Source organism: Reichenbachiella versicolor (assembly GCF_003171675.1).
Taxonomy (GTDB): Bacteria; Bacteroidota; Bacteroidia; order Cytophagales; family Cyclobacteriaceae; genus Reichenbachiella; species Reichenbachiella versicolor.
Window position 1 is genome coordinate 19,209 of record NZ_QFZQ01000009.1, and the last position, 19,418, is coordinate 38,626.

Annotated in this window: 15 protein-coding genes; 13 read left to right on the forward strand and 2 right to left on the reverse strand. The window is 35.6% G+C overall.

Annotation, left to right across the window (positions count from 1 at the left end; translation table 11 throughout):
- From DKG80_RS17160 to DKG80_RS17185, 7 genes are read left to right on the forward strand one after another with little or no spacing between them, the layout of a single operon-like run.
- Positions 1 to 291 (forward strand): PAAR domain-containing protein, encoded by a 291-nt coding sequence (locus tag DKG80_RS17160; RefSeq protein WP_109832610.1) that lies wholly within the window; start codon positions 1 to 3, stop codon positions 289 to 291.
- Positions 292 to 304: 13 nt separating this feature from the next.
- Positions 305 to 742: a GPW/gp25 family protein gene (locus DKG80_RS17165; protein ID WP_109832611.1), complete on the forward strand. Its 438-nt coding sequence runs from the start codon at positions 305 to 307 to the stop codon at positions 740 to 742.
- 10 nt (positions 743 to 752) lie between these two features.
- A complete protein-coding gene (locus DKG80_RS17170; protein ID WP_109832612.1) occupies positions 753 to 4,457 on the forward strand; it encodes a baseplate J/gp47 family protein in 3,705 nt (1,234 codons plus the stop codon).
- A 12-nt stretch (positions 4,458 to 4,469) separates the two neighbouring features.
- A complete protein-coding gene (locus DKG80_RS17175) occupies positions 4,470 to 5,216 on the forward strand; it encodes a hypothetical protein (protein ID WP_109832613.1) in 747 nt (248 codons plus the stop codon).
- On the forward strand, positions 5,213 to 5,362 hold the full coding sequence (locus DKG80_RS21200; RefSeq protein ID WP_162555948.1) for a hypothetical protein: 150 nt from the start codon (positions 5,213 to 5,215) through the stop codon (positions 5,360 to 5,362). The genes DKG80_RS17175 and DKG80_RS21200 overlap by 4 nt, the downstream gene beginning before the upstream one ends.
- 6 nt (positions 5,363 to 5,368) lie before the next feature.
- Positions 5,369 to 8,197 carry a hypothetical protein gene (locus DKG80_RS17180; RefSeq protein WP_109832614.1) on the forward strand — a complete coding sequence of 943 codons (2,829 nt, stop codon included), beginning with the start codon at positions 5,369 to 5,371 and terminating at the stop codon, positions 8,195 to 8,197.
- Positions 8,198 to 11,014 (forward strand): contractile injection system tape measure protein, encoded by a 2,817-nt coding sequence (locus DKG80_RS17185; protein ID WP_109832615.1) that lies wholly within the window; start codon positions 8,198 to 8,200, stop codon positions 11,012 to 11,014.
- 274 nt (positions 11,015 to 11,288) lie between these two features.
- On the opposite strand, the gene DKG80_RS17190 is transcribed toward DKG80_RS17185, so the two are convergent.
- A complete protein-coding gene (locus tag DKG80_RS17190) occupies positions 11,289 to 11,939 on the reverse strand; it encodes a hypothetical protein (protein WP_109832616.1) in 651 nt (216 codons plus the stop codon).
- Positions 11,940 to 12,110: 171 nt separating this feature from the next.
- Here DKG80_RS17190 and DKG80_RS17195 point away from each other — a divergent pair, with 171 nt between their 5' ends.
- Positions 12,111 to 13,526, forward strand: a complete 1,416-nt coding sequence (locus DKG80_RS17195; RefSeq protein ID WP_109832617.1) for an AAA family ATPase — start codon at positions 12,111 to 12,113, stop codon at positions 13,524 to 13,526.
- A 252-nt stretch (positions 13,527 to 13,778) separates the two neighbouring features.
- On the opposite strand, the gene DKG80_RS17200 is transcribed toward DKG80_RS17195, so the two are convergent.
- Positions 13,779 to 14,066: a hypothetical protein gene (locus DKG80_RS17200; RefSeq protein WP_109832618.1), complete on the reverse strand. Its 288-nt coding sequence runs from the start codon at positions 14,064 to 14,066 to the stop codon at positions 13,779 to 13,781.
- A gap of 615 nt (positions 14,067 to 14,681) precedes the next feature.
- Between DKG80_RS17200 and DKG80_RS17205 the strand changes: the two genes are divergently transcribed.
- From DKG80_RS17205 to DKG80_RS17225, 5 genes are all read left to right on the forward strand, one after another.
- Positions 14,682 to 16,664, forward strand: coding sequence for a hypothetical protein (locus DKG80_RS17205; RefSeq protein WP_109832619.1), 1,983 nt, complete (start codon positions 14,682 to 14,684; stop codon positions 16,662 to 16,664).
- A 166-nt stretch (positions 16,665 to 16,830) separates the two neighbouring features.
- Positions 16,831 to 17,097 (forward strand): hypothetical protein, encoded by a 267-nt coding sequence (locus DKG80_RS21205; RefSeq protein ID WP_162555949.1) that lies wholly within the window; start codon positions 16,831 to 16,833, stop codon positions 17,095 to 17,097.
- Positions 17,098 to 17,153: 56 nt separating this feature from the next.
- Complete coding sequence (locus DKG80_RS17215) at positions 17,154 to 17,630, forward strand: hypothetical protein (RefSeq protein ID WP_221409152.1); 477 nt, start codon at positions 17,154 to 17,156, stop codon at positions 17,628 to 17,630.
- Between the two features lie 56 nt (positions 17,631 to 17,686).
- Complete coding sequence (locus DKG80_RS17220) at positions 17,687 to 18,166, forward strand: hypothetical protein (RefSeq protein ID WP_221409153.1); 480 nt, start codon at positions 17,687 to 17,689, stop codon at positions 18,164 to 18,166.
- 32 nt (positions 18,167 to 18,198) lie between these two features.
- Positions 18,199 to 19,053, forward strand: a complete 855-nt coding sequence (locus DKG80_RS17225; protein WP_109832623.1) for a YARHG domain-containing protein — start codon at positions 18,199 to 18,201, stop codon at positions 19,051 to 19,053.
- Positions 19,054 to 19,418 lie beyond the last annotated feature (365 nt).

Here is a 19,418-nt window from a genome sequence, read left to right on the forward strand (position 1 = left end):
ATGTCTTTTGCAGCGGTAATCGGAGATTTTCATGTTTGTCCAATGGTAACAGGTACAGTTCCTCATGTGGGGGGACCTATCACAGGCCCATGTATCTCTACAGTATTGATCGGTGGTAAACCTGCAGCAGTAGTTGGGGATTGTCTTCAATGTACGGGGCCTCCAGATAGCATTGCCATGGGATCTACTACTGTGATGATTGGAGGAATGCCTGCAGCGAGGGTGGGAGATACTTGTAGTCATGGAGGAACTATTGTAGGTCCAGGAGTCCCAACTGTAGTAATAGGATAAAGTATTTAGCAAAATGAGTCGAAATAAGTCGTTTTTAGGTGTTGGGTGGAAGTTTCCCCCTGAGTTTGAGCAAAGGAATGGAAGCATTGTATTGGTTTCAGAAGAAGAGGATATACGGGAGAGTCTATACATTTTATTATCCACTCACCCTGGTGAAAGAGTAATGTTACCAGACTATGGTTGTAATCTTAGGTTTATCACATTTGAGAAACTAGATTCTAACCTTGTGACCAATGTTAAGTATGCTATCGAAAATGCAGTCTTATTTTTTGAACCCAGAATTACATTAGAAGAAGTAAGAGTATCTCCAAATGATGAAGATCAAGGACGTTTAGATATTCAACTTGAGTACACTGTACGAAAGACAAATACTAGAAGTAATATGGTTTATCCATATTATATCATAGAAGGGACTAATGTAAGATTTAAACCAAATACCCAAGCCGAGTAAGTAGATAGTCATGAAGGATACCCAAATTTCTTCCAACATAGGAACAAAGCAAGAGAAAAGGTTTTTTGAGCCTCTAAGTGGTGACTATGTGAAAATAGATGAGAGAAGTTTTGAAGAGCTACTTTTGTATACTTCAAGACTGTCAAAATTGATTAATTTCTACGGAAGTGATGATCAAGTTCAAGGAGATTGGTCACACTTTTTTTCAGATGAAACAGTTATTTTAGCTTCAATAATTCTTTCAAATCCTAATCAGATTGAAAAAAGGTTTAAATCTTATCTGAATAAAGTTAATCTCTTTCGTCAAGAGGCTAAAAAGAAGAAATACCTTGTTAGGTGCAGTAAAGAGATACATAAGTTAGCTCTGGACTTTAATCACTGGTTTGTAGAACTTAAAAAAATAGAGTCTTTTTCAGAGACTAATTTGTTGATAAGAGCTGAAATTGAAAGTGCAATTACAGTGAAACTGGGAGCTTCATTGAAATTATTTATTTCGGAAAGTAAAGCGTTGAATTTATTAGAGAACATAGATGAAGGCTTTGATAAAATTTGGGGATTAACAGGTAGAAGCGACGAATCAGTTAATAGATCTGAACAATCTGAAGTAGCACAGGTATTCCAAGATGTGTTTCAGACTTTTTATGAAACATTGCACTATTTGAGAACTAAGACTCCTGAATATTTAGACCAGTCTCTTAGCAAGGATACCCATTATCCAGAGGTAGCCTTGAATTTGGCATTTCTAAAATTATATTCTCATGCACAAGAAAATATAAATAGTGTTGTTGACAAGCATATAGATTACTACTATAAACAAGTTTTGAATCAAAAAGTGCTGGGACATACTTTGGACAAGGTGTATCTTCAGATTGAACTAGATAAGGAATCTGATTCAACTATGGTGCCGGCGGGAACCAGATTTTATGGATTAGATAAAAATACTAATCAGGATGTTTATTATTGTTCACAAGATAATCTTCTTGCCAATCAGGTTAAAATAGACAAAGTTTATTCATTGTACGTAGATAGGTCTGATAAAGAGGTAAGTGCAATGAGGATTAATAATGTCTTCTTTTCAAACTTGCCTTTAGGTAACATAGTTAGCTCCTCTTCCAATGAAATTCAATCCCCAACTACTCTAGCACTTTTTGGTGAAAGTCAGTCAGATAAAGGAAGAGATGAAAAGTCGATGGACAACGCTAAAGTAGGATTCGCTATTAGTTCTCCCAATTTGTTTTTAAAAGGAGGTAGCCGAGAAATTGAGGTTACTCTATACTTTGAAACGAAATCGTTTGAAGAGATGATGGCTACTTTAACAATGCTAAGCGAGCAGGCTGAGTTGGAAGCAGAAGATCACGAGAAGTTGGATTCTTATTTTGTTAAGGTTTTCTCACAGTCCTTTAATTTGACTTTGACAACTTCTCAAGGGTGGTACGAAGTTGAAAAGTATGTGGTTAGAAAGAATCCACAAGAACATAGTTTGACATTTTTATTTGATGTCAATAGTACTGTAGAGTCTATCGAAGCATTTAATCCAGAGCTTCATATGGAGCACTTTGAGACAAATCTTCCAGTATTGAAGTTTCAATTAAACTCTGACTCCTTTGTGTATGGGTACACATTTATGTCTTTTTTGAAATTGGAGAAGGCTAAGATTAATGTTGAAGTTAGTGGTATGAGAGATTTAGTGCTATATAATGATATTGGCCAATTAAGTCCTAATTCTCCATTCTTACCTTTTGGACCTACACCTAAGAAAGGATCTTATTTTTTGTTAGGTAATAATGAGGTGTTTTGTAAATCACTTGATGATTTGTCTCTGGATATTGAGTGGTTTGACTTACCCCAATCTGAAGGAGGGTTTAAAAAACATTATCAAGCCTATAATATTGGTGTTGATAATACTTCATATGAAATTTCTGTTTCTGTGCTAGATAATGGCAATTGGAAGCCTGAAAAACAGGTAGATCAACAAACTCTTAAACTTTTTAGAACTGAAGAGAATGGATCAATTAAAGATCCTCTTTCAGAAGATACTCTGCATAAGAATACCACTATAAATCAAATAGATTTAAAGAAGATCGCTCAGTCTCCAGCCTATAAAAAAATTGAGGATAGTCTATCATATACTTCTACATCGCAGAGAGGCTTTTTGAAATTGGAATTGACAAATCCGATATATGGCTTTGCACATGATGTATATCAGGCAGTATTGTCAGAGGCAATAATAGAGAACGCAAAAGGAGGGTTGTTAAAAACATCTAAAAAAGTAGAGATGCCGTTGCAGCCCTACGCTCCTAAGGTCAAATCAATATCATTAAACTATAAATCGTCATCATCCATTTCATTACAAGATTCCGCTGAATCAGTAGATGAAGGGAATGGGCAGGTATTTCATATACATCCTTTTGGCATTCAAAAGAAGTTTCCCAATGCTAAGAGTATTGATAATTATGTTGTTCCTCACTATGATTTTGAGGGCGCAGCGTATTTAGGTTTGGCTGGTCTAACCCCCCCAGAGTCCGTTTCTATTCTTTTTGATATGGTAGATGAATACTCAGAGTCTTCTGAGGAGGGAATTCCAGAGATGGATTGGGATTATTTAATTGATGATGAGTGGAAACCATTATCTACTTCCAGAATTGTAAGAGATGATACGAATAAATTCTTGAAAACTGGAGTAGTTACAATTTCCTTACCTAGTGATATTACTAAAGAAAGTGAGGTTTTTGGAGATGGTCTCTATTGGCTAAGAATAAGTGTTCGAAAAAATATTAGTTCTGTATCTGCATTAAGAACCTTAGCTACTAATGTAGTCAGTGCTTCATTAGACAATGTGGACGAAGTAGGTAAGGATTATTTAAGAAAAAGATTAACCAAATATTCGATTAGCAGAACAGTCAATCATATAAGTGGGGTAAGGTCTATCATTCAGCCTTTACACTCCTTTGATGGAAGGGCAGAAGAATCACTTGAAAAATTTAATACTCGGGTGGGAGAAAGGCTAAGGCACAAAGGAAGAGCAGTTACTACCTGGGATTATGAGCGTATTGTTTTAGAAGAGTTTCCTGAGATTGACTACGCAGCTTGTCTTTCGAATATGAACAGTAATAGTACGAACCTCCCAGGGAGCGTGCTTATTGTAGTAAGTCCCAAAGGTGAGTTTTCTTCGTCTAATACCGAGCCAATGGCTAGTAGTGAACTCTTGATGCAAATCAAGGCTAGTTTAGCTTCATTCGGTTCGTCTTTTGTGAATTTAGAAGTTCGAAACCCAACTTATGAACGGATAAAGATTCTGTGTGCAGTTAAGTTCACAGAAGGGCATAACCACGGTTTTTTTATTCAAAAACTCAATGAAGATATCAATAATTATCTAAGTGGAACCTTGCTATCACAGTCAAAAAAAATGGGGCTAGGAGGAACAATTCATATATCGGATATTATGAGTTATATCAGGACATTAGAATATGTAGACTTTATTACTCGATTTTCAATGGTTCAGGTGGCTAGAGATAAATCAGGTAAACATGTATTAGTAGACACGGCTAGAGAAGGGGATAAAATAGGTGCGTTGAAAGCTACTAAACCATGGTCGATTTTGGTACCAGCTACTGAACACCAAATAGCAGTAATGATAGATAACGAGGAACAGCGATCTAGACAAGCCGGAATTGATTATTTAGAGTTGGGACAAGATTTCATTATTGAAGATTAAAAGTAAGAATAGATGTCATTACAGAATAGAGAGACATTACGAAAGTACTTTAGAAAAGGGAACCTGCCCTCAGAGCAGAACTTTAATGATCTTATTGATTCTTATCTCAATAAAGTCGATGATGGTGTTTCAAAATCCATTGATGATGGATTGATGCTTTCACCAATAGGTGATTCTTCCAAACTAATGAGTTTCTATAGGAGTATAGAAGAGAAAAGTGCTGCATGGAGTATTGACATCGACCGTGGTACATCTGACCTTCATTTTAAAAATCACAGAGGAAAAGAAGTCGTCACTTTTAGAGAGAATGGAGATGTAGGGATTAATAAAAAGGATCCAGAATCAGCATTGGATGTGGCAGGGGTGGTCTCTTCACAAGGAAGAAAGGGGACGGCTTACCATGGTAAAATTCCTGGCGATGGAAAATGGCACCCTATTGTTGAAAGTCTGAGAGGGTGTTATGCATTCGAGGTAGTAGCAGGTGTAGGGAAACAAAAGACAGGTAAATATTCGTTGTTGATTGCTAATGCTTTAAGTACTTACGGTAAGTCTAAGAGCAAAATAAAAATAGTTCAAGCTTATTATGGCTCTAGAGGACATAAGCTACAACTTCGCTGGAAAGGGGATATTTATGACCAAAGATTGGAGATTAGGTCAAGAATCAACTATGGTGAAGGTTTTAATATACAGTTTCATATTTCAAGTCTTTGGCATGACCCATTAATGGAGGAATGCTTCGATCAAGATGTGATCAAATGAGTGATAAAAAAGAGATAAGTATTCAGTTAAGTATAGAAGAACTTAAAGTAGTCTTTAAGGCTCTAGGAAAACTGCCTTTTGAAGAGGTATACGAAATAATTGGAAGCCTAAATGAACAAGTCAATTCGTCGAAACAAGATAATTAACCCAAATTGAAACAACCATTATTTTTAGAAACAGATCTGCCTTTAAATAAAGGCGCTGACTTTGATTATCTTCGAGAAGAAGGTATTAAACTCATTCAGAATCTTACCGGACAGTTTTGGACAGACTTCAATGAGCATGATCCCGGAGTCACCATATTGGAGCAAGTGGTTTATGCGTTGACTGAAATAGCTTACAAAGCTCAGTTTGATATTGCAGACTTACTGCATTCGGATTCTGAAGATAAGCAGTCATTTTTTCGACCAGAACAAGTTTTACCGGGTAATGCACTAACTATAAATGATTACCGTAAAATTTTATTTGATTCCGTATTTGAAATAAAGAATGTTTGGGTTTTTCCTATTAACAGTAATGGTTCAGGGTTGTCAGGGTTGTATCGAGTATTGATAGATGTTGATCAACAAAATAACGCTGAGGCATATGAAGCTGTTAAGGGAAATACTTTTAAGGCTTATAATGCAGTAAGAAACATCTGTGAGGATATTGGGAAAATTGATATTGCTCAGCACATTGAAATAGGATTATCTGTCGACATTGAAGTATCTGGTACTGCTTCCACAGAAGAAGTGATGGCTCATGTGTTTTATGAAATTAATAATTTCCTGTGCCCAGAGATCAAGTTTTACTCGTTAGAGGAGTTATTGGATGAGGGATATCAGTTGAATGATATTTATAATGGGCCCTTATTGAAACACGGTTTTGTTAAAACCGAAGATCTTCCTGCCAAAACGAACCGTGTATTGGTTTCTGAGGTCATGAAAATAATAATGCAGGTAGAAGGAGTTTCGAGTGTGAAAAACCTTAAGTTCCATGTTGGAGAAGAAGAGGTCGATAATCAAATCTTATTAAAAGAAAATGAGCTGCCAAGACTTAGACCAGTAGACGATAAGGAACAGAATAATCATTCTATAAATATTTATAAGGGAGAAACTCAGTATCGAACTCCAAACAGTGAAGAAGTTAAGCGTCGAATCAATGAGTTGAAATCAGCAGGAAGAAGAGTCTATCGCTTGAACGAAAAAACGGTAGATACTTTAAAGGCCAATGCTGTTGATATAGAGTCATATTATTCTATTCAAAATCAATTTCCCGCTGTTTATGGGATAGGCGAAGAAGGTGTTTCGGGAAAAGCAAGTAAAAGAAGAAGAGCCCAAGCCAAACAGTTGAAAGGGTATCTATTGTTATTTGAACAGGTTATTGCTAATGGTCTGTCTCAGCTTGCTCATGTAAAAGATTTATTATCATTTAATGGGAAATTTCAAGAGAGCTATTTTACTCAAGAGCTTACATCAGTGCCAGATATTTCTCCGATTTTAAAGAATGAGAAAATAGATACTTCTTCAAATGATGATTTTCAAGCTAATTATAGTGTCGGGTTAAAAAAAATACTTTCAGTCGGTGAGAATAGGTTTGATCGAATCCAAAGACTTCTAGATTATCTTCTAGCTCTACATGGAGAGGAATATTCTAAACCATTAAAACAGTTCAATTATTATTTTGATAATAATGGAATGGAGCAATTTATGAATTCTCATAAAGCTACTTACTTACAAGCTATTCCATTTATCAACAGCAATAGATCAAAAGGATATGATTATACCGAAAATATAGAGATCAATACGAATGCCTCAGGATTAGAAGTAAAAGTTGCACTTCTATTAGGATTGAATGCTTTTCTTACAAATGATAAAGACACTTTTACATATAGTAAGCGGTCGGTTTTCTCGGTCTTTGATCAGTTCAAAATAAAATTGACTGAAGATGTCATAGATGAAGAAGATGATCTGGATTTTATATCGGAAAATATTGTCAATGAAAGGTTCGAGATTGTAGATGACGAAGAAGTATTACTTTCAGGTCTCAATCAAAAAGAGAGGGAAGAACTTTTGTCTAGATCCTGGTTTAGTAAAAAAGGATTTGTAACTCCTCAAGTTTTACTAGACGGGTTAAATATTGAAAACTATCGACTAGGTACACTGACTGATTCAGAGAAGACCATAACGGTGGTGTTTTACAATCAGACAAAAAATCAGTGGATGGTACTGAGCAAGTTTAGGTCATTTGCAAAGGCTGAGAAATTTGTGATATCTCAAATTGAACATGTTAGAGAGCTAAATATGTCTTGTGAAGGTGTGCATCTTATAGAACATCTATTATTGAGACCGCACAATGATGAAAAGAGCTTTGGGTTGTATGTATTGGATGAAGAAGGGAATCGGATATTAGGTAGTGAGCAGACTTTTTCTTTTTTAGAAAGAATTGAAATGATAGACGATGTGCTTCCTTATTTATTAGATATCAGCAACTATTCTGTAGAGATCAATACAAATAGAGACTTTGAAATACACTTTAAAACTGACCAAATTGATGTTTCATTTGAAAGTATTGTTCCAGATCCATCGGTAGAAAAGACTCATGAAACTCTCAAGAGATTAGTTAGATTCATGAATTCTAAAGAGCCTAGTCACCTTAAGTTTGACTTCTTTGTTAGGAATAAAGAAGAGAGTCCAAGAATTCCTGAAGACTTTTATTCTCATAGATTGAGTATGGTTTTTCCTGAGTGGACTGCAAGGTTTATGGACGAAGAATACCGTAGAGTAGCAGAGGAGGTTATTACTAATGAAAAGCCTGCCTCTGTAGATGTTAATATATCATGGTTAGAGTTTGAAAAGTTTAGAGAATTAGAAGGGTTGATGTTTAATTTCTTTGACTTAAAGAGAAACTTTTTGGATAATTCATATCAGGATGAAGGATATCTTAATACTGTAGATGATTTGACCAACCTTTTATTTGAGTTTGCTGATCAGCTATCATAATTGAAACCTAAAGGACATCATAATAATAGAATTCGAACGCTAGAGTTTGATATTTACAGTGATGATAGTTCATCAGCAAACGAGCTACTTAGTCAGCTTGAGAGTAAAATTAAGAATAGTCTAATTAGCATAATTGATGATGTATTGTTGGAAGAGTCCAAAGGCAAACTTATTTCTTTCAACGAATTGGAAATTGATCTAGGAGTAGTAGAGGTAGATGAAATAGAGGAACGTTTAGTAGAAAAGCTTAGGGAAGCTCTATTTAATCAACTATCAGGAAAAATATCAAAAGAAGTACTAGCATTAGACGAAGGTATTGATCAATTAGCAGAGAAACAGACTGTATATCAAGTAAGGACTAGTAACTGGGAAGTAGTTTTTTTACAAACAGGAATACTCCCATGGTGGGTAGAGGAGGATATAATGAAAGATATCGCTTCTTCTATGAAAGAATGGATTCGTTCAAACCAGCATGCTTTTTTAAAATCAATTCAAGAGAATTATCCAATCGCTCAGTACAAAGACAGAATAGAAATACTGTTCGGTAATGAACAATTGCAGAACCACGTAGGAGTAGACTTATCGAAATTCTGGAATGAATCGAAGGAACTCTTTGAATCAGCAGGATTGAGTCAGTTAATAGGAGGGATTTCGTTCCCTGAGTTGTGGAAATCTGCTTTCGTTAAGCTTTTAGAAACTTACATTGTCTTTTCAAAAGAAGGAAAGGTTAATAAAGAAGGAATAATATTGCTTACGCTATTACAGTTTCTAGCAAATAAAGTAGGCAAAGACACTCTGGAAGTAATGCTTTACGTACAGGCTAAAACTTCAGACTACCGAACTAGAAGAACTATCAATGACTTAATTGCTTCCTATTCTACTAACCAACGCGTAAATACAATAAAATGGACATTAGTGCCATTAGAGCAGCTTTTACTGGTTATTGCCAAGCAAAAAGATCCCTTTACTTTCTTTACTCTATTATTCCCACAGAGTAAGTCACTCTATTCTCCTCTAAGAACCTTATTAAGAGGATTCGCAGAAGTGATTTCATTTACATCATCAGAAGAAAAGTCAGTTGAACAAGAATTAATATTCAGCTTGACTCTAGGCTTTATGACAGCTAAAGGTTCTCTGGAGACCTTACTATCCAAACAAGGGGAATGGTTAGTTAAAGCTATGCTAGAGAGAAAGCAACTAGGGAAGGAAGTATTAATTCAACTCGTTTCCAGACTTGATAAGTCGGAAAAAAGCCTGGAGGACATTAAATTAGGTATAAGTGAGATATGGAAAGGAGGAGATAAAATTACTGATAAAGAGGTGTTGAAAATAATACAGACCATAGATGATAAAAGTACAGCGACAAAGGTTCAAGAAACTATAGATGCCATAGTTACAGATGAACAGAAACAGAAAGAAAAGATATATCCAGATCGCGAAGTTCTTAAGTACTTGATCTATGGGGTAGTGCCAGAATATGTAATTGTAGAGTATTCTGATGTTCGTGAGTGGGTTAAAGAAATATTAGGTAGGGGGATCTTTTCCGAAGATGTCAAAAAACGGGTAGTCTCTTTGACACTAACGGAAATAGATTATTTAATCGTTCGAGCAGAACGTACGGAAATACCAACAGTGCTTTTCTCAGAGATATTTGAAAATAATCTTTTCTCTAGTCTAGTGGAAGAGAGTGGTCATTCAAGTTTTCAGCAAAATCACATGTTGAACGAACGTGTTATGGAGTATGTTGTTCGACGATTAATAAAAACTGGTCAAGTCGCGTTTCGACCTAAAATGGATGCAGGTGTATATATAGAACAACTACTAACACAGTATAATGAAACTGCAAAAAAGATCATTAATAATTTAAGCTCATTAGAAGTCATTCGTTTGTTTCAGCAGATGAGAGACCGTAGCTTGAATTTAACTTTTTCGGTTATAGAATCAGTATTTGACTTTGCAGATGAGCATGTATTTTTATTGAAAGAAATTTTAGAAGGGGATTGGCCAAAGCTAAATGAGCTTGAAAATAAACGTATTGAAAGGGGAGGAATATTAGATACTCGTGATGCCACTGACGAAAGTGACATCAAATCACAATCAGATATCGATGAAACTGATGCAAAAACATCAGGAATCAGAGAACTGGATATAGAAAAAGAAGAACCTCATTTGCAAATTGATGAAACCAAAGAGGAGAGACTTGATTTGGAAGTTGATGATATTGTTAGTGAGTTAGTTGATGAAGAAATTGAAATTGTAGAAGATCAACCAGTTGATTCGGAAATTGAAGAGAAAGCTAAAGAAGCCATAGAGTCCTCAATTTTCCTTACTAGTGCGGGAATTGTATTACTGGGATCGTATTTACCACGACTATTTGGACGCCTTGATCTTTTGAATGAGGAAAATAATTTAATCGATCTGAGAAGTAAGCAAAAGGCTCTTGAATTAATGCATTACTTAGTTTTTGGGACAGACGAAATAGTGGAGCAGCATACCATTATTTTTAAAATTATGGCTGACCTTCCAGTGAGTTTACCTACACCGAAGATGATATCATTGTCATCAGAAGAAAAGGAGCTTTGTGATGGACTTCTTAAAGCCGTAGTAGGTAACTGGCCTGCACTTAAAGGTTCAACTATTGATAATTTGAGAGGTTCTTTTTTGATCAGAGATGCTAAGCTAGTTCTTGAAAAATCTGTTTATAATTTATATGTTGAGGAAAAGCCATATGATATGCTTTTGGACAAGCTTCCATGGTCCTATAGATTCATTAAGTTCAAATGGATGGAAACACCTATACAAGTAGAGTGGAGATAAAGAGTACTATTTAGGGCTTACTTTTATCTTAATATTTTTTTAACCAAAGATTCCCCCGACAAGACTAAGTATTTTCTGAGTTTGAGCTTTGTTCTCCTTTTGAAAAATTAATGCCTAAAGTCGAATACATTTTTAAACGTGATTTTATTTCAAAATCAACTAAGCTATAAAGAGGTATGTACAAATGAGGCAGATGACTTACCTATTCAACTTCTCTATAATTCTGAAACGAAAAAAGAATGTAACCAACAGAGTTGGTTCAGAATTGATCAATTCATTTCTTTCCGAAAAGCCACCCTTTTTTAGGAACTTCTACTGGAACTACCTCTTCAACAGAAGGGGTAGTCAATGCTTGAGTCGCTTCTTGTTCTGCTTGATCATTTACTCCACTGATAGCTTGTTCAAAATTTGGTTTTAAAGATCCAGCTTCAGATTTGAGATCTTCTTGCTTCTTGCTAAATACCTTCCATAAGAAGAATTTAGGTCGCTCAGTAGTGTCAGCAATTTCTATATACAAAAGTCCATTCATCGCTTTTTTACCAGACCACTTCATCTTGTAGTAAGGATATAGCTCCAGATCATTTACGACTTTGCGTTTATTCTTTTGTTTATAGTAGTATGTATTTGGAACGATTTTACCCAAACCCTCTGTGAAATGAAAAGAAGCAATATATGTGCTCTCTTGTGCTCTGGGGGCATTGAGAATAAAAGCATCTACATTTTCACTTTCATTTAACGCTATGATCCATGACTTTTTATACTTGAAAGCATAAACATCATAAGGGATACAGTTTTCAGCATTACCACTAAAACTAGGATGTATCAGTTTTAAAGACTCTACTGTTTTACTTTCTGCCTCTTTACGCTGAGCAACTACTGACAATGAAGTGATAAGTAAAAGGCCGGTTACGAAGAAATATTTCATCAGGTTAGAAATTAAAATGGATTATAAAAAGTCTAGTTGCTCGTCTGCAACCATCAGGTGCAATTTTAGTGGAAGAATATTTATTGTCCAACGCTCTTGTAGTACAATTGCTCATAAGATTTAATTACATTTGTCCCAGTTTAATAAACCTAATAATTGGATCTAAATATTATGACTTTACCTATTACCACAGCAGTGGCTTCTAATGGTCACCTAACCCTCACAGATTTCGATAAGTTATCTCCAGATGAAAAAAAAGTAGAACTTCTTACACGAAGTTTTAATGCTTTTCAAGCAGCTGCCGATTGGGTTCAAGCTGTGACCGATCAGAGAGTTATTGAGCTGGATGATAAATTGCCAGCGATTGGTTTTCAAGAAATCATGGATGTACCACAGTGGCCAGAGCATACTGCTTGGAATCGTTTGCAAAACGAAATGGAGCTCAAAGAATCGGAGATATTCATGTTGGCATTTGTGTATATAGGTCAGTTTGCGCCACACACTATTTCCAAAATATGGGATCATGATGAGCTACGTTACAGAGTAGGCGGGGTACAAAAAGAGCAGACTAAGAGGATCAAACCTACCTTAAGTACAATACTGTATCTGCTGTCAGGAGAGAAAACAATTAAACGAGCACATTATTATCCAGAATTAGTAGACTCTAGATTGTTCAATGAGCAAGTACTAGTAGCTGAGGATGATAAAAAAGAGATTTTAGACAATCAGGCACTTAGACTTAACGAGGAGTACTATCGTTGGTTGATGGATGGGAAACGAGTACAAATAGATGTAAGTGCAGACTTTCCCGCTGTGTTACTGGATACGCACTTGACATTCGACGATTTAGTTTTGAAAGAGAGTGTTACAGATCAGCTAGAAATTTTGATGGATTTTGTCAAAAGTCAAGATGAGATGTACGAGGATGAGGAATTCTCGAGCAAGATAAAAAAAGGGTATGTAGCGATGCTCTATGGCCCTCCTGGTACGGGTAAAACCATGACAGTAGCAGTGATGGGTAAGACGCTGGAAATAGATGTCTACTGTATTGACCTCTCCAGAGTGGTGTCTAAGTACATAGGAGAAACAGAGAAAAACCTAGAGAAAATATTCAAACGATTGGAGCACAAAAGGTGCATATTGTTTTTTGATGAAGCAGATGCATTATTTGGTAAAAGAACGGAAGTAAAAGACTCGAAAGACCGGTACGCGAACCAAGAAGTAGCATATCTACTGCAGAAGATAGAGAGATTTCCAGGTTTAGTGATCTTGACCAGTAACTACAATCAAAATCTAGATAGTGCATTTAGAAGGAGAATACTCAGTTCTATATTCATGCCACCACCTAGTGAAAGTGAGCGATATATACTCTGGCAGAAGGCGCTTCCATCTACCTACCGATACATGCCAGAAGACCTTCCCGAAAGGTTATCAAAAGAATACTCTCTTACAGGTGCTAATATTTCTAATATTATCAAACTAGGATGTATTAAAGCCAGAAAGGATGAAGAAAATCCGAAGCAGCTAACACATAGTATACTGGCACCGATTATCAAGCTGGAGCAGCACAAAGAGAAAAACCAATAATACGCAATTGTATATGGCGGATGAATTATTGATTTGTTCATTACTCAATAGACTGTGATCAGCTATTGAGTAGTGAAGCAGGATAGCTGACTTCAAAGCAAGAGAAGGAACTATAGATATTTATAGAAGATACATCACCACCTTGAAAAACTAGTGTGTAGTCATTATCAAAGTGGTGAGCATCTCGCATATCAGTTAAAAAGAATTAGAGATGATGAATTAACTCATTATCTTTTTCCGAGATAGACGCATTTACTTAATAGTAATACAGCCGTCTTTGATTTCAATGCGATCATCATCCTCTACAGTGATCCATCCGCATTCAGTTTTGATTTCAGCTTTGTCGTTTCCACCTTGTATTGTAACAGAAGATGTTCTACTGCTATTAAACTCTACCGTTTTAGATGAACCCGAAATTTTCACATCGAATGTCCAATCTTTAGAGTCTTTGTTGTAATAGCGCAGAGTTACACCTGCTTGAGCAATAGAAGCACTGAATACAAGTGCGATGACTAGGAGTTTGAAAAATGTGTTTTTCATGTTAATTAAAGTTTATGATTAATAAATATTGTATTAGCTACAGCGCCCAAATAGGATATATACAGAAGGCTGATTTAGTAATAATTTTATAGTTCTTGATTGACTTGATAGGTTGGTTATTTGATTTTAGATATAGAGAATCAGACTATAGATCAATAACTAAAGTATCTAGAAATATGGAATACAATTGGGTATGGAATCAACCTCAGTCTATTTGAAAACTCAGTATGATTCGATGAGGTTAGGTGAATGTTGGTGTGAAGCGGTTTCATCAGTTAATTATTAGGTTATTATTAATTCTATTCAGATACGAAGTTGAGTAATTCTAAAGATAAAAGGATGTATTTACTGTTTTTTATTTGTGAACTTTTTGTTGCCGTTCAAGAGCTTTAATTATATCATATTAGTTAGACTTTTTTGGCTTTGACCATTTGAAAGTTCATAAAAGAACTAACCTTCAAAGGAATTGGTGTACTAAATTTCACCAAAACTCAAGCGGTTGATCAGGATTTAGCTTGTAACTGTTTGAGGTTATCTATAGTATTGCCCTTGAATATTTGAAAATACCGTGGTTTGTCATCCATGGCTTACCACGATTAATTAACCTGATAGCCAATGTTCCAATACGAAAAAGAGGAAGAAAAAGAAAAAAATACAAGTTCCACCTCTCAAGAAGAACTTAAAAAAGCTGCACGAGTTAATGCAGAAATTAACGAAAGCAGAAAGCACCTAGATCCTACAGGAGAAAAAGAAGTAGAAGAGTATCTAGCAGAGTTTGGTCACACTAAAGAAAGTATATCCGCAGCAGCGCATGCCCAAAGAGTAGCTGAAACAGAAGCTAAAAAAGCCAACGAAAAATCACCAGAACAAGTCCAGAAAGAGAAAGAAGCTAGACGTGAAGCCTCTAAACAAGCCATAGAAAGAGCAGGTGCCTCTAAATACTACACTAAACTCAAAAAAGACACCATCTTCAGATATGGCAAGAGAATTCCGAATCTGAAGCTAGCTTTTAAAGACTTTGAATCTAAGATGAGTAGAGAAGGTCTTGAAGTAGGCACCAGAGGATTTGTGACGGCACTCGAAGCCGATTTTGTAGGTCTACAATGGGGTGCAATGATCAGAGGAGAAGAATACGGAGAATATGTCGGTTCTGCTTCCGTGCTCAATCGCGAGTTTGAGAAAAAGAAAGTAGACGCGAAAAACACACAAATCTCCAAAGGGGTAGGGGCAGGATCAGCGGCCAACTTAAAAGGTGATGTATTGATTATCCAACAAGCATTGCACAAATTGGGACTACTTGCTGATACTGATTTCGCTAGTGAAAGCGAAGCAGTAAACAACACAACCAGTCCGTCTGTAGAAAAGGATTCAATACAAGCAACCATCGCAGCGATAGAGAAGTTTCAAAGAGAGGTACTTCGATGGGGTACATATGATGGTAACATATCAGGTCCCGGTAGTGGCACCCTCAAAGCTATGCACTCAGAAGAGATTGATTATGATCATGTACAGAAAATGATCAAAGGGTTTCCTGATTATGAAGCAAAAAGAAAAGCTAAAAAAGAAGCAGAAGCCAAAAAGAAACAAGAACTGGCCAAAGCAGAAGAAGCTAGAAAAGAAGAAGCAGAAAGAATACAATGCATCAAAGATGAGCCTACCACTGATCAACATATACAGGAGAACTTCATCGAGCAGTACGACAGCCTAGACACATTCGCGAAAGTATTGATAGACTATGTAGAGCACAATCCTGATCTAGTGATTGCTATCTTAAACTCTGAAAATGTAGAAGATGAACTTTCTCCTAAGCTCCTTGATCACCTTACAGATGCTCATTTAGCAGCGGCCAGTGATGATCTTCTCTGCAGCCTCCAAGACTCACTTAGCAGGTGGTATGATTGGGCATTCGATCGGTATGAAAATGAAAAGGCACGGATAGAAAGATTTGTAGCTGTAGAGCAAAACGAAAACCTTCTGGAATCAAAACAAGGAGAAAAAAGAGCTGAAATAGCTGCGGAGGCAGTTAACAATAAAAATGATAAACGTAAGTACCGATGGAATACTGCTGATAAGAAGGCAGGGAAAGGAGTCGACTGTTCTCATTTTATCAGGGAAATAGATGCAGTATATCACTCAGAAGAAGCCAAGAAACAGAAGGATAAGAATGGTTTTCTTACTCCGAAGGAGCTTAATAAATACTGTAAAACTTTTTCCCTAGAACGAATTAACGAGCAGGATAAATATGAGCGAGGAACACAAAAAATGGTAGCTGTGCTCAAAGAGCATGGAACATTTAGTGACAAGCTGGAAGATGTCAGAGTCGGTGATTATGTTTTTACTGGATCTGGTAAACAGAAAGATATCTCTACTGTCAGTCACGTAGTCATTATCACCAAAATCGAAGAAGTTGATGGAAAGAAAAGATATTATTTCGCACAGTCTGGAAAAGCTGGAGCTAAATGGAATGAGAAAACTGAAGAGTATGAAGGGGGGACAGAAAGTGTTTCAAATAAATACCACATTAGATCGAATGGAGGTTTGTGGAAAAAGAAAGACGGTACGTACAAAAATTATTTTAAGGGCGGTGGTCGCCCTTAGTTTATTATTATATGCGTGTAATTCTAAAACAAAGGATATAGACAGTTACCCTGCGATTCCAATTGAAAGTAATGTTTGGTTTTATCAACTTGATGGAATCCATAATTTTTTAAATAAAGTTGATTCTCTAAATGATGGTAAAGAATATGTTTTCACAAGAAATAAGATGAGTGAAACGAACTATTTTGAAGTAAGTTGTGTGAAAAAAGCAGGCTTAAATGTCTGGTGTTTTAAGCTTAAAAAACAAGGTCAAATAGTTGATTCTTTAAATGTTTCAAGAGAGTTGATGGATAACTACCCTATACTAGAAGATCACATGAATTTTGAGTATAAGGATAGTGGAAAGTTTTTTTGGATATACTTAGCAGCGGAGTATTATATCAGTGTATACCCTGACTCTATTATAGTTTCAGAAATAGAAGGAATTCCTTAAAGTCATTATTCTATATTTTGAAAAGAGCAATTTCGATGCTAAAACAAACTGGTCCAATGTGGAGGAATTTTACGGACATCACTTTAAAAGTGCTGGTAGGCCTTAGTTTAATTATTTCAGGTTGTACGAGTAAAAAAAAGATAGAAATAGTACCGTCCATTCCAACTGCTAAGCATATTTGGATAGAAGAGTTTCCTCATTATTCAAATACTATTTCTAAAATGATTGAGGAAGATGGGAAGGAAGTTTTATTTACCAGAAATACTTTGACTAATGGAAACCTTTTTGAGGTTTCATGTTTAAATCATTTGCAAAATGAAAATTGGGTTGTGAAACTTAGTGATCAAAAAGAAACTTTAGACTCTATCAATTTGAATTCACTTATTGATGGGCGAAATATAGATGATGACGGGATGTTAAAGTTCAAGTACTATGAGGAATCAAATTCCTTTCTCATTTATTTAGCTGCTGAATATTATATCGATGTATACCCTGACTCTATTATAGTTTCAGAAATAGAAGGAATTCCTTAAAGTCATTATTCTATATTTTAAAAAGAACAATTTCGATGCTAAACCAAACTGATTCAATGTGGAGGAATTTTACGCACATCACTTTAAAGGTGTTGGTCGTCCTTAGTGCGGTACTATACTCGTGTAATCACAAAGAAAAAACTCACATTGTTTATCCATCTTTATCAATGAGTGAAGAGCAATTGTTGGGGGACATTCCACATTATTCCGAAGTAATCTTGGAATTAGCTGAAAAACCAAATGAGAGTATTGTTTTTACAAAGAATTCATTCTCTAATGGTAATGAGTTTGAGGTGTCATGTTTTAATAATCAAGGAACAGAAAATTGGGTTTTTAAATTGACAAATGCTGATAGCTTAATAGATTCATTAAACGTAAATTCTTTAGTGGAAGGAATCAAAATTGAACCTGATGGAATGCTAAGTTTTTATTTTGATCCTGCTCTATCATCTTTTCTAATTTATTTAGATGCTCAGTATTATATAAGTGTATTTCCGGACTCAATTACCATCTCAGAGATAGAGGATATTCCTTAAAATCATTTGCAGAAAGTATAAGACCCTTTTCGATGAAGAAAAAAGCTAATCAAAGTCATTGTAGTAATTTTTTGCACATATTTTCAAAGGTACAGGTAGGGCTTAAAATAAAACTAATACCCTTTTATGTATTAGTAGGTGTGTTTTCTATATGTTGCTCTACTCAAAAAAAAGAAAAGACTATATCAATTTATGATGAGATTGATTTAGTTGACGTATCCCAGAAATTAGATAGTGTTGAGCTATCAACTTATGATTTTAAAAAGCTTAGGCTAGTTAGAAACAAGATTTTTGCAAAACATGGATTGATTTTTAAATCCTATGAATTGACTGATTTCTATTCAAGGTTTGATTGGTACAATCCAACGCAGCAAATTTGGGATGTTAACCCTGAGCTTAGCCCTATAGAAATTTATAATATCACGCTTATTCGGAAGATAGAGAAAAGTTTAGATTGGAATGATGACTTCAAACAATTTGTAAATTTGACTCCTTTCATTCCTCTACCGTTAAAAATTGAGGACTGCAATCTGCATATTGGAATCAAAGGTTCTTTCAATTACAGTGATTCTCTATTAGAAAAGTATAGACCGGAATACAGTACTATTCTAGGTAAGTTATATCAATCAGAAGATAGTGTTGCAATGATGTATTGTTATCCTGCTGATATCTGTGTAACCAAAGTTTTTATATACGATAAAACATCTCATGTGCTTGACACAATTACTATTCCTCTCAATTGTATAGCTGACCAAGGGTACATAGCTACAACTAATGGTGTTATCTCTAAGGAGTATGAGGTGATCACTGAGACTTATGAGGAAGAATGGGAAGGAGATGAACACCGGAAAAACACCTATAAAAGTACTATACAATTAAAGAAGTAATTCTTCGGTTTGTACGATATCTTAAAAAGCCCTTACTAGTTACAGTGCCCCAAAAGCGATATTAGTTATGGAGAGTAAAAAACAAAAAGTGACTAATAGGCTAATTATAGCCCTTATAATAATCCTTAATAAAGGTGCCTTACAATCAGCAGATTGCCGCGCCATAACTCCTTATAAAGACGCTTTTCAATAAATCCGTCCTCCGAGCACAGCACGGGGATCTGAGCGAGTAAGGTAGTGCTCTCATTTTTACAGATTATTTCGTCGCTCCTCCTGCTTATGGCGCTGCTCATCGAAGAAAAAACGCAGTCATATTGAGCAGAGCGAAATATCTTCTAAACTCTAGTGTGTCGATTCTCGATCAC

What these genes read in the sequence shown, in the direction of transcription:
- DKG80_RS17200 (WP_109832618.1), bottom strand. Translation starts at nt 14,066, where the DNA reads ATGAAAAACACATTTTTCAAACTCCTAGTCATCGCACTTGTATTCAGT.
- DKG80_RS17170 (WP_109832612.1), top strand. Translation starts at nt 753, where the DNA reads ATGAAGGATACCCAAATTTCTTCCAACATAGGAACAAAGCAAGAGAAA.
- DKG80_RS17195 (WP_109832617.1), top strand. Translation starts at nt 12,111, where the DNA reads ATGACTTTACCTATTACCACAGCAGTGGCTTCTAATGGTCACCTAACC.
- DKG80_RS17160 (WP_109832610.1), top strand. Translation starts at nt 1, where the DNA reads ATGTCTTTTGCAGCGGTAATCGGAGATTTTCATGTTTGTCCAATGGTA.
- DKG80_RS21200 (WP_162555948.1), top strand. Translation starts at nt 5,213, where the DNA reads ATGAGTGATAAAAAAGAGATAAGTATTCAGTTAAGTATAGAAGAACTT.
- DKG80_RS17165 (WP_109832611.1), top strand. Translation starts at nt 305, where the DNA reads ATGAGTCGAAATAAGTCGTTTTTAGGTGTTGGGTGGAAGTTTCCCCCT.
- DKG80_RS17205 (WP_109832619.1), top strand. Translation starts at nt 14,682, where the DNA reads ATGTTCCAATACGAAAAAGAGGAAGAAAAAGAAAAAAATACAAGTTCC.
- DKG80_RS17225 (WP_109832623.1), top strand. Translation starts at nt 18,199, where the DNA reads ATGAAGAAAAAAGCTAATCAAAGTCATTGTAGTAATTTTTTGCACATA.
- DKG80_RS21205 (WP_162555949.1), top strand. Translation starts at nt 16,831, where the DNA reads ATGAGTGAAACGAACTATTTTGAAGTAAGTTGTGTGAAAAAAGCAGGC.
- DKG80_RS17215 (WP_221409152.1), top strand. Translation starts at nt 17,154, where the DNA reads ATGTGGAGGAATTTTACGGACATCACTTTAAAAGTGCTGGTAGGCCTT.
- DKG80_RS17190 (WP_109832616.1), bottom strand. Translation starts at nt 11,939, where the DNA reads ATGAAATATTTCTTCGTAACCGGCCTTTTACTTATCACTTCATTGTCA.
- DKG80_RS17220 (WP_221409153.1), top strand. Translation starts at nt 17,687, where the DNA reads ATGTGGAGGAATTTTACGCACATCACTTTAAAGGTGTTGGTCGTCCTT.
- DKG80_RS17175 (WP_109832613.1), top strand. Translation starts at nt 4,470, where the DNA reads ATGTCATTACAGAATAGAGAGACATTACGAAAGTACTTTAGAAAAGGG.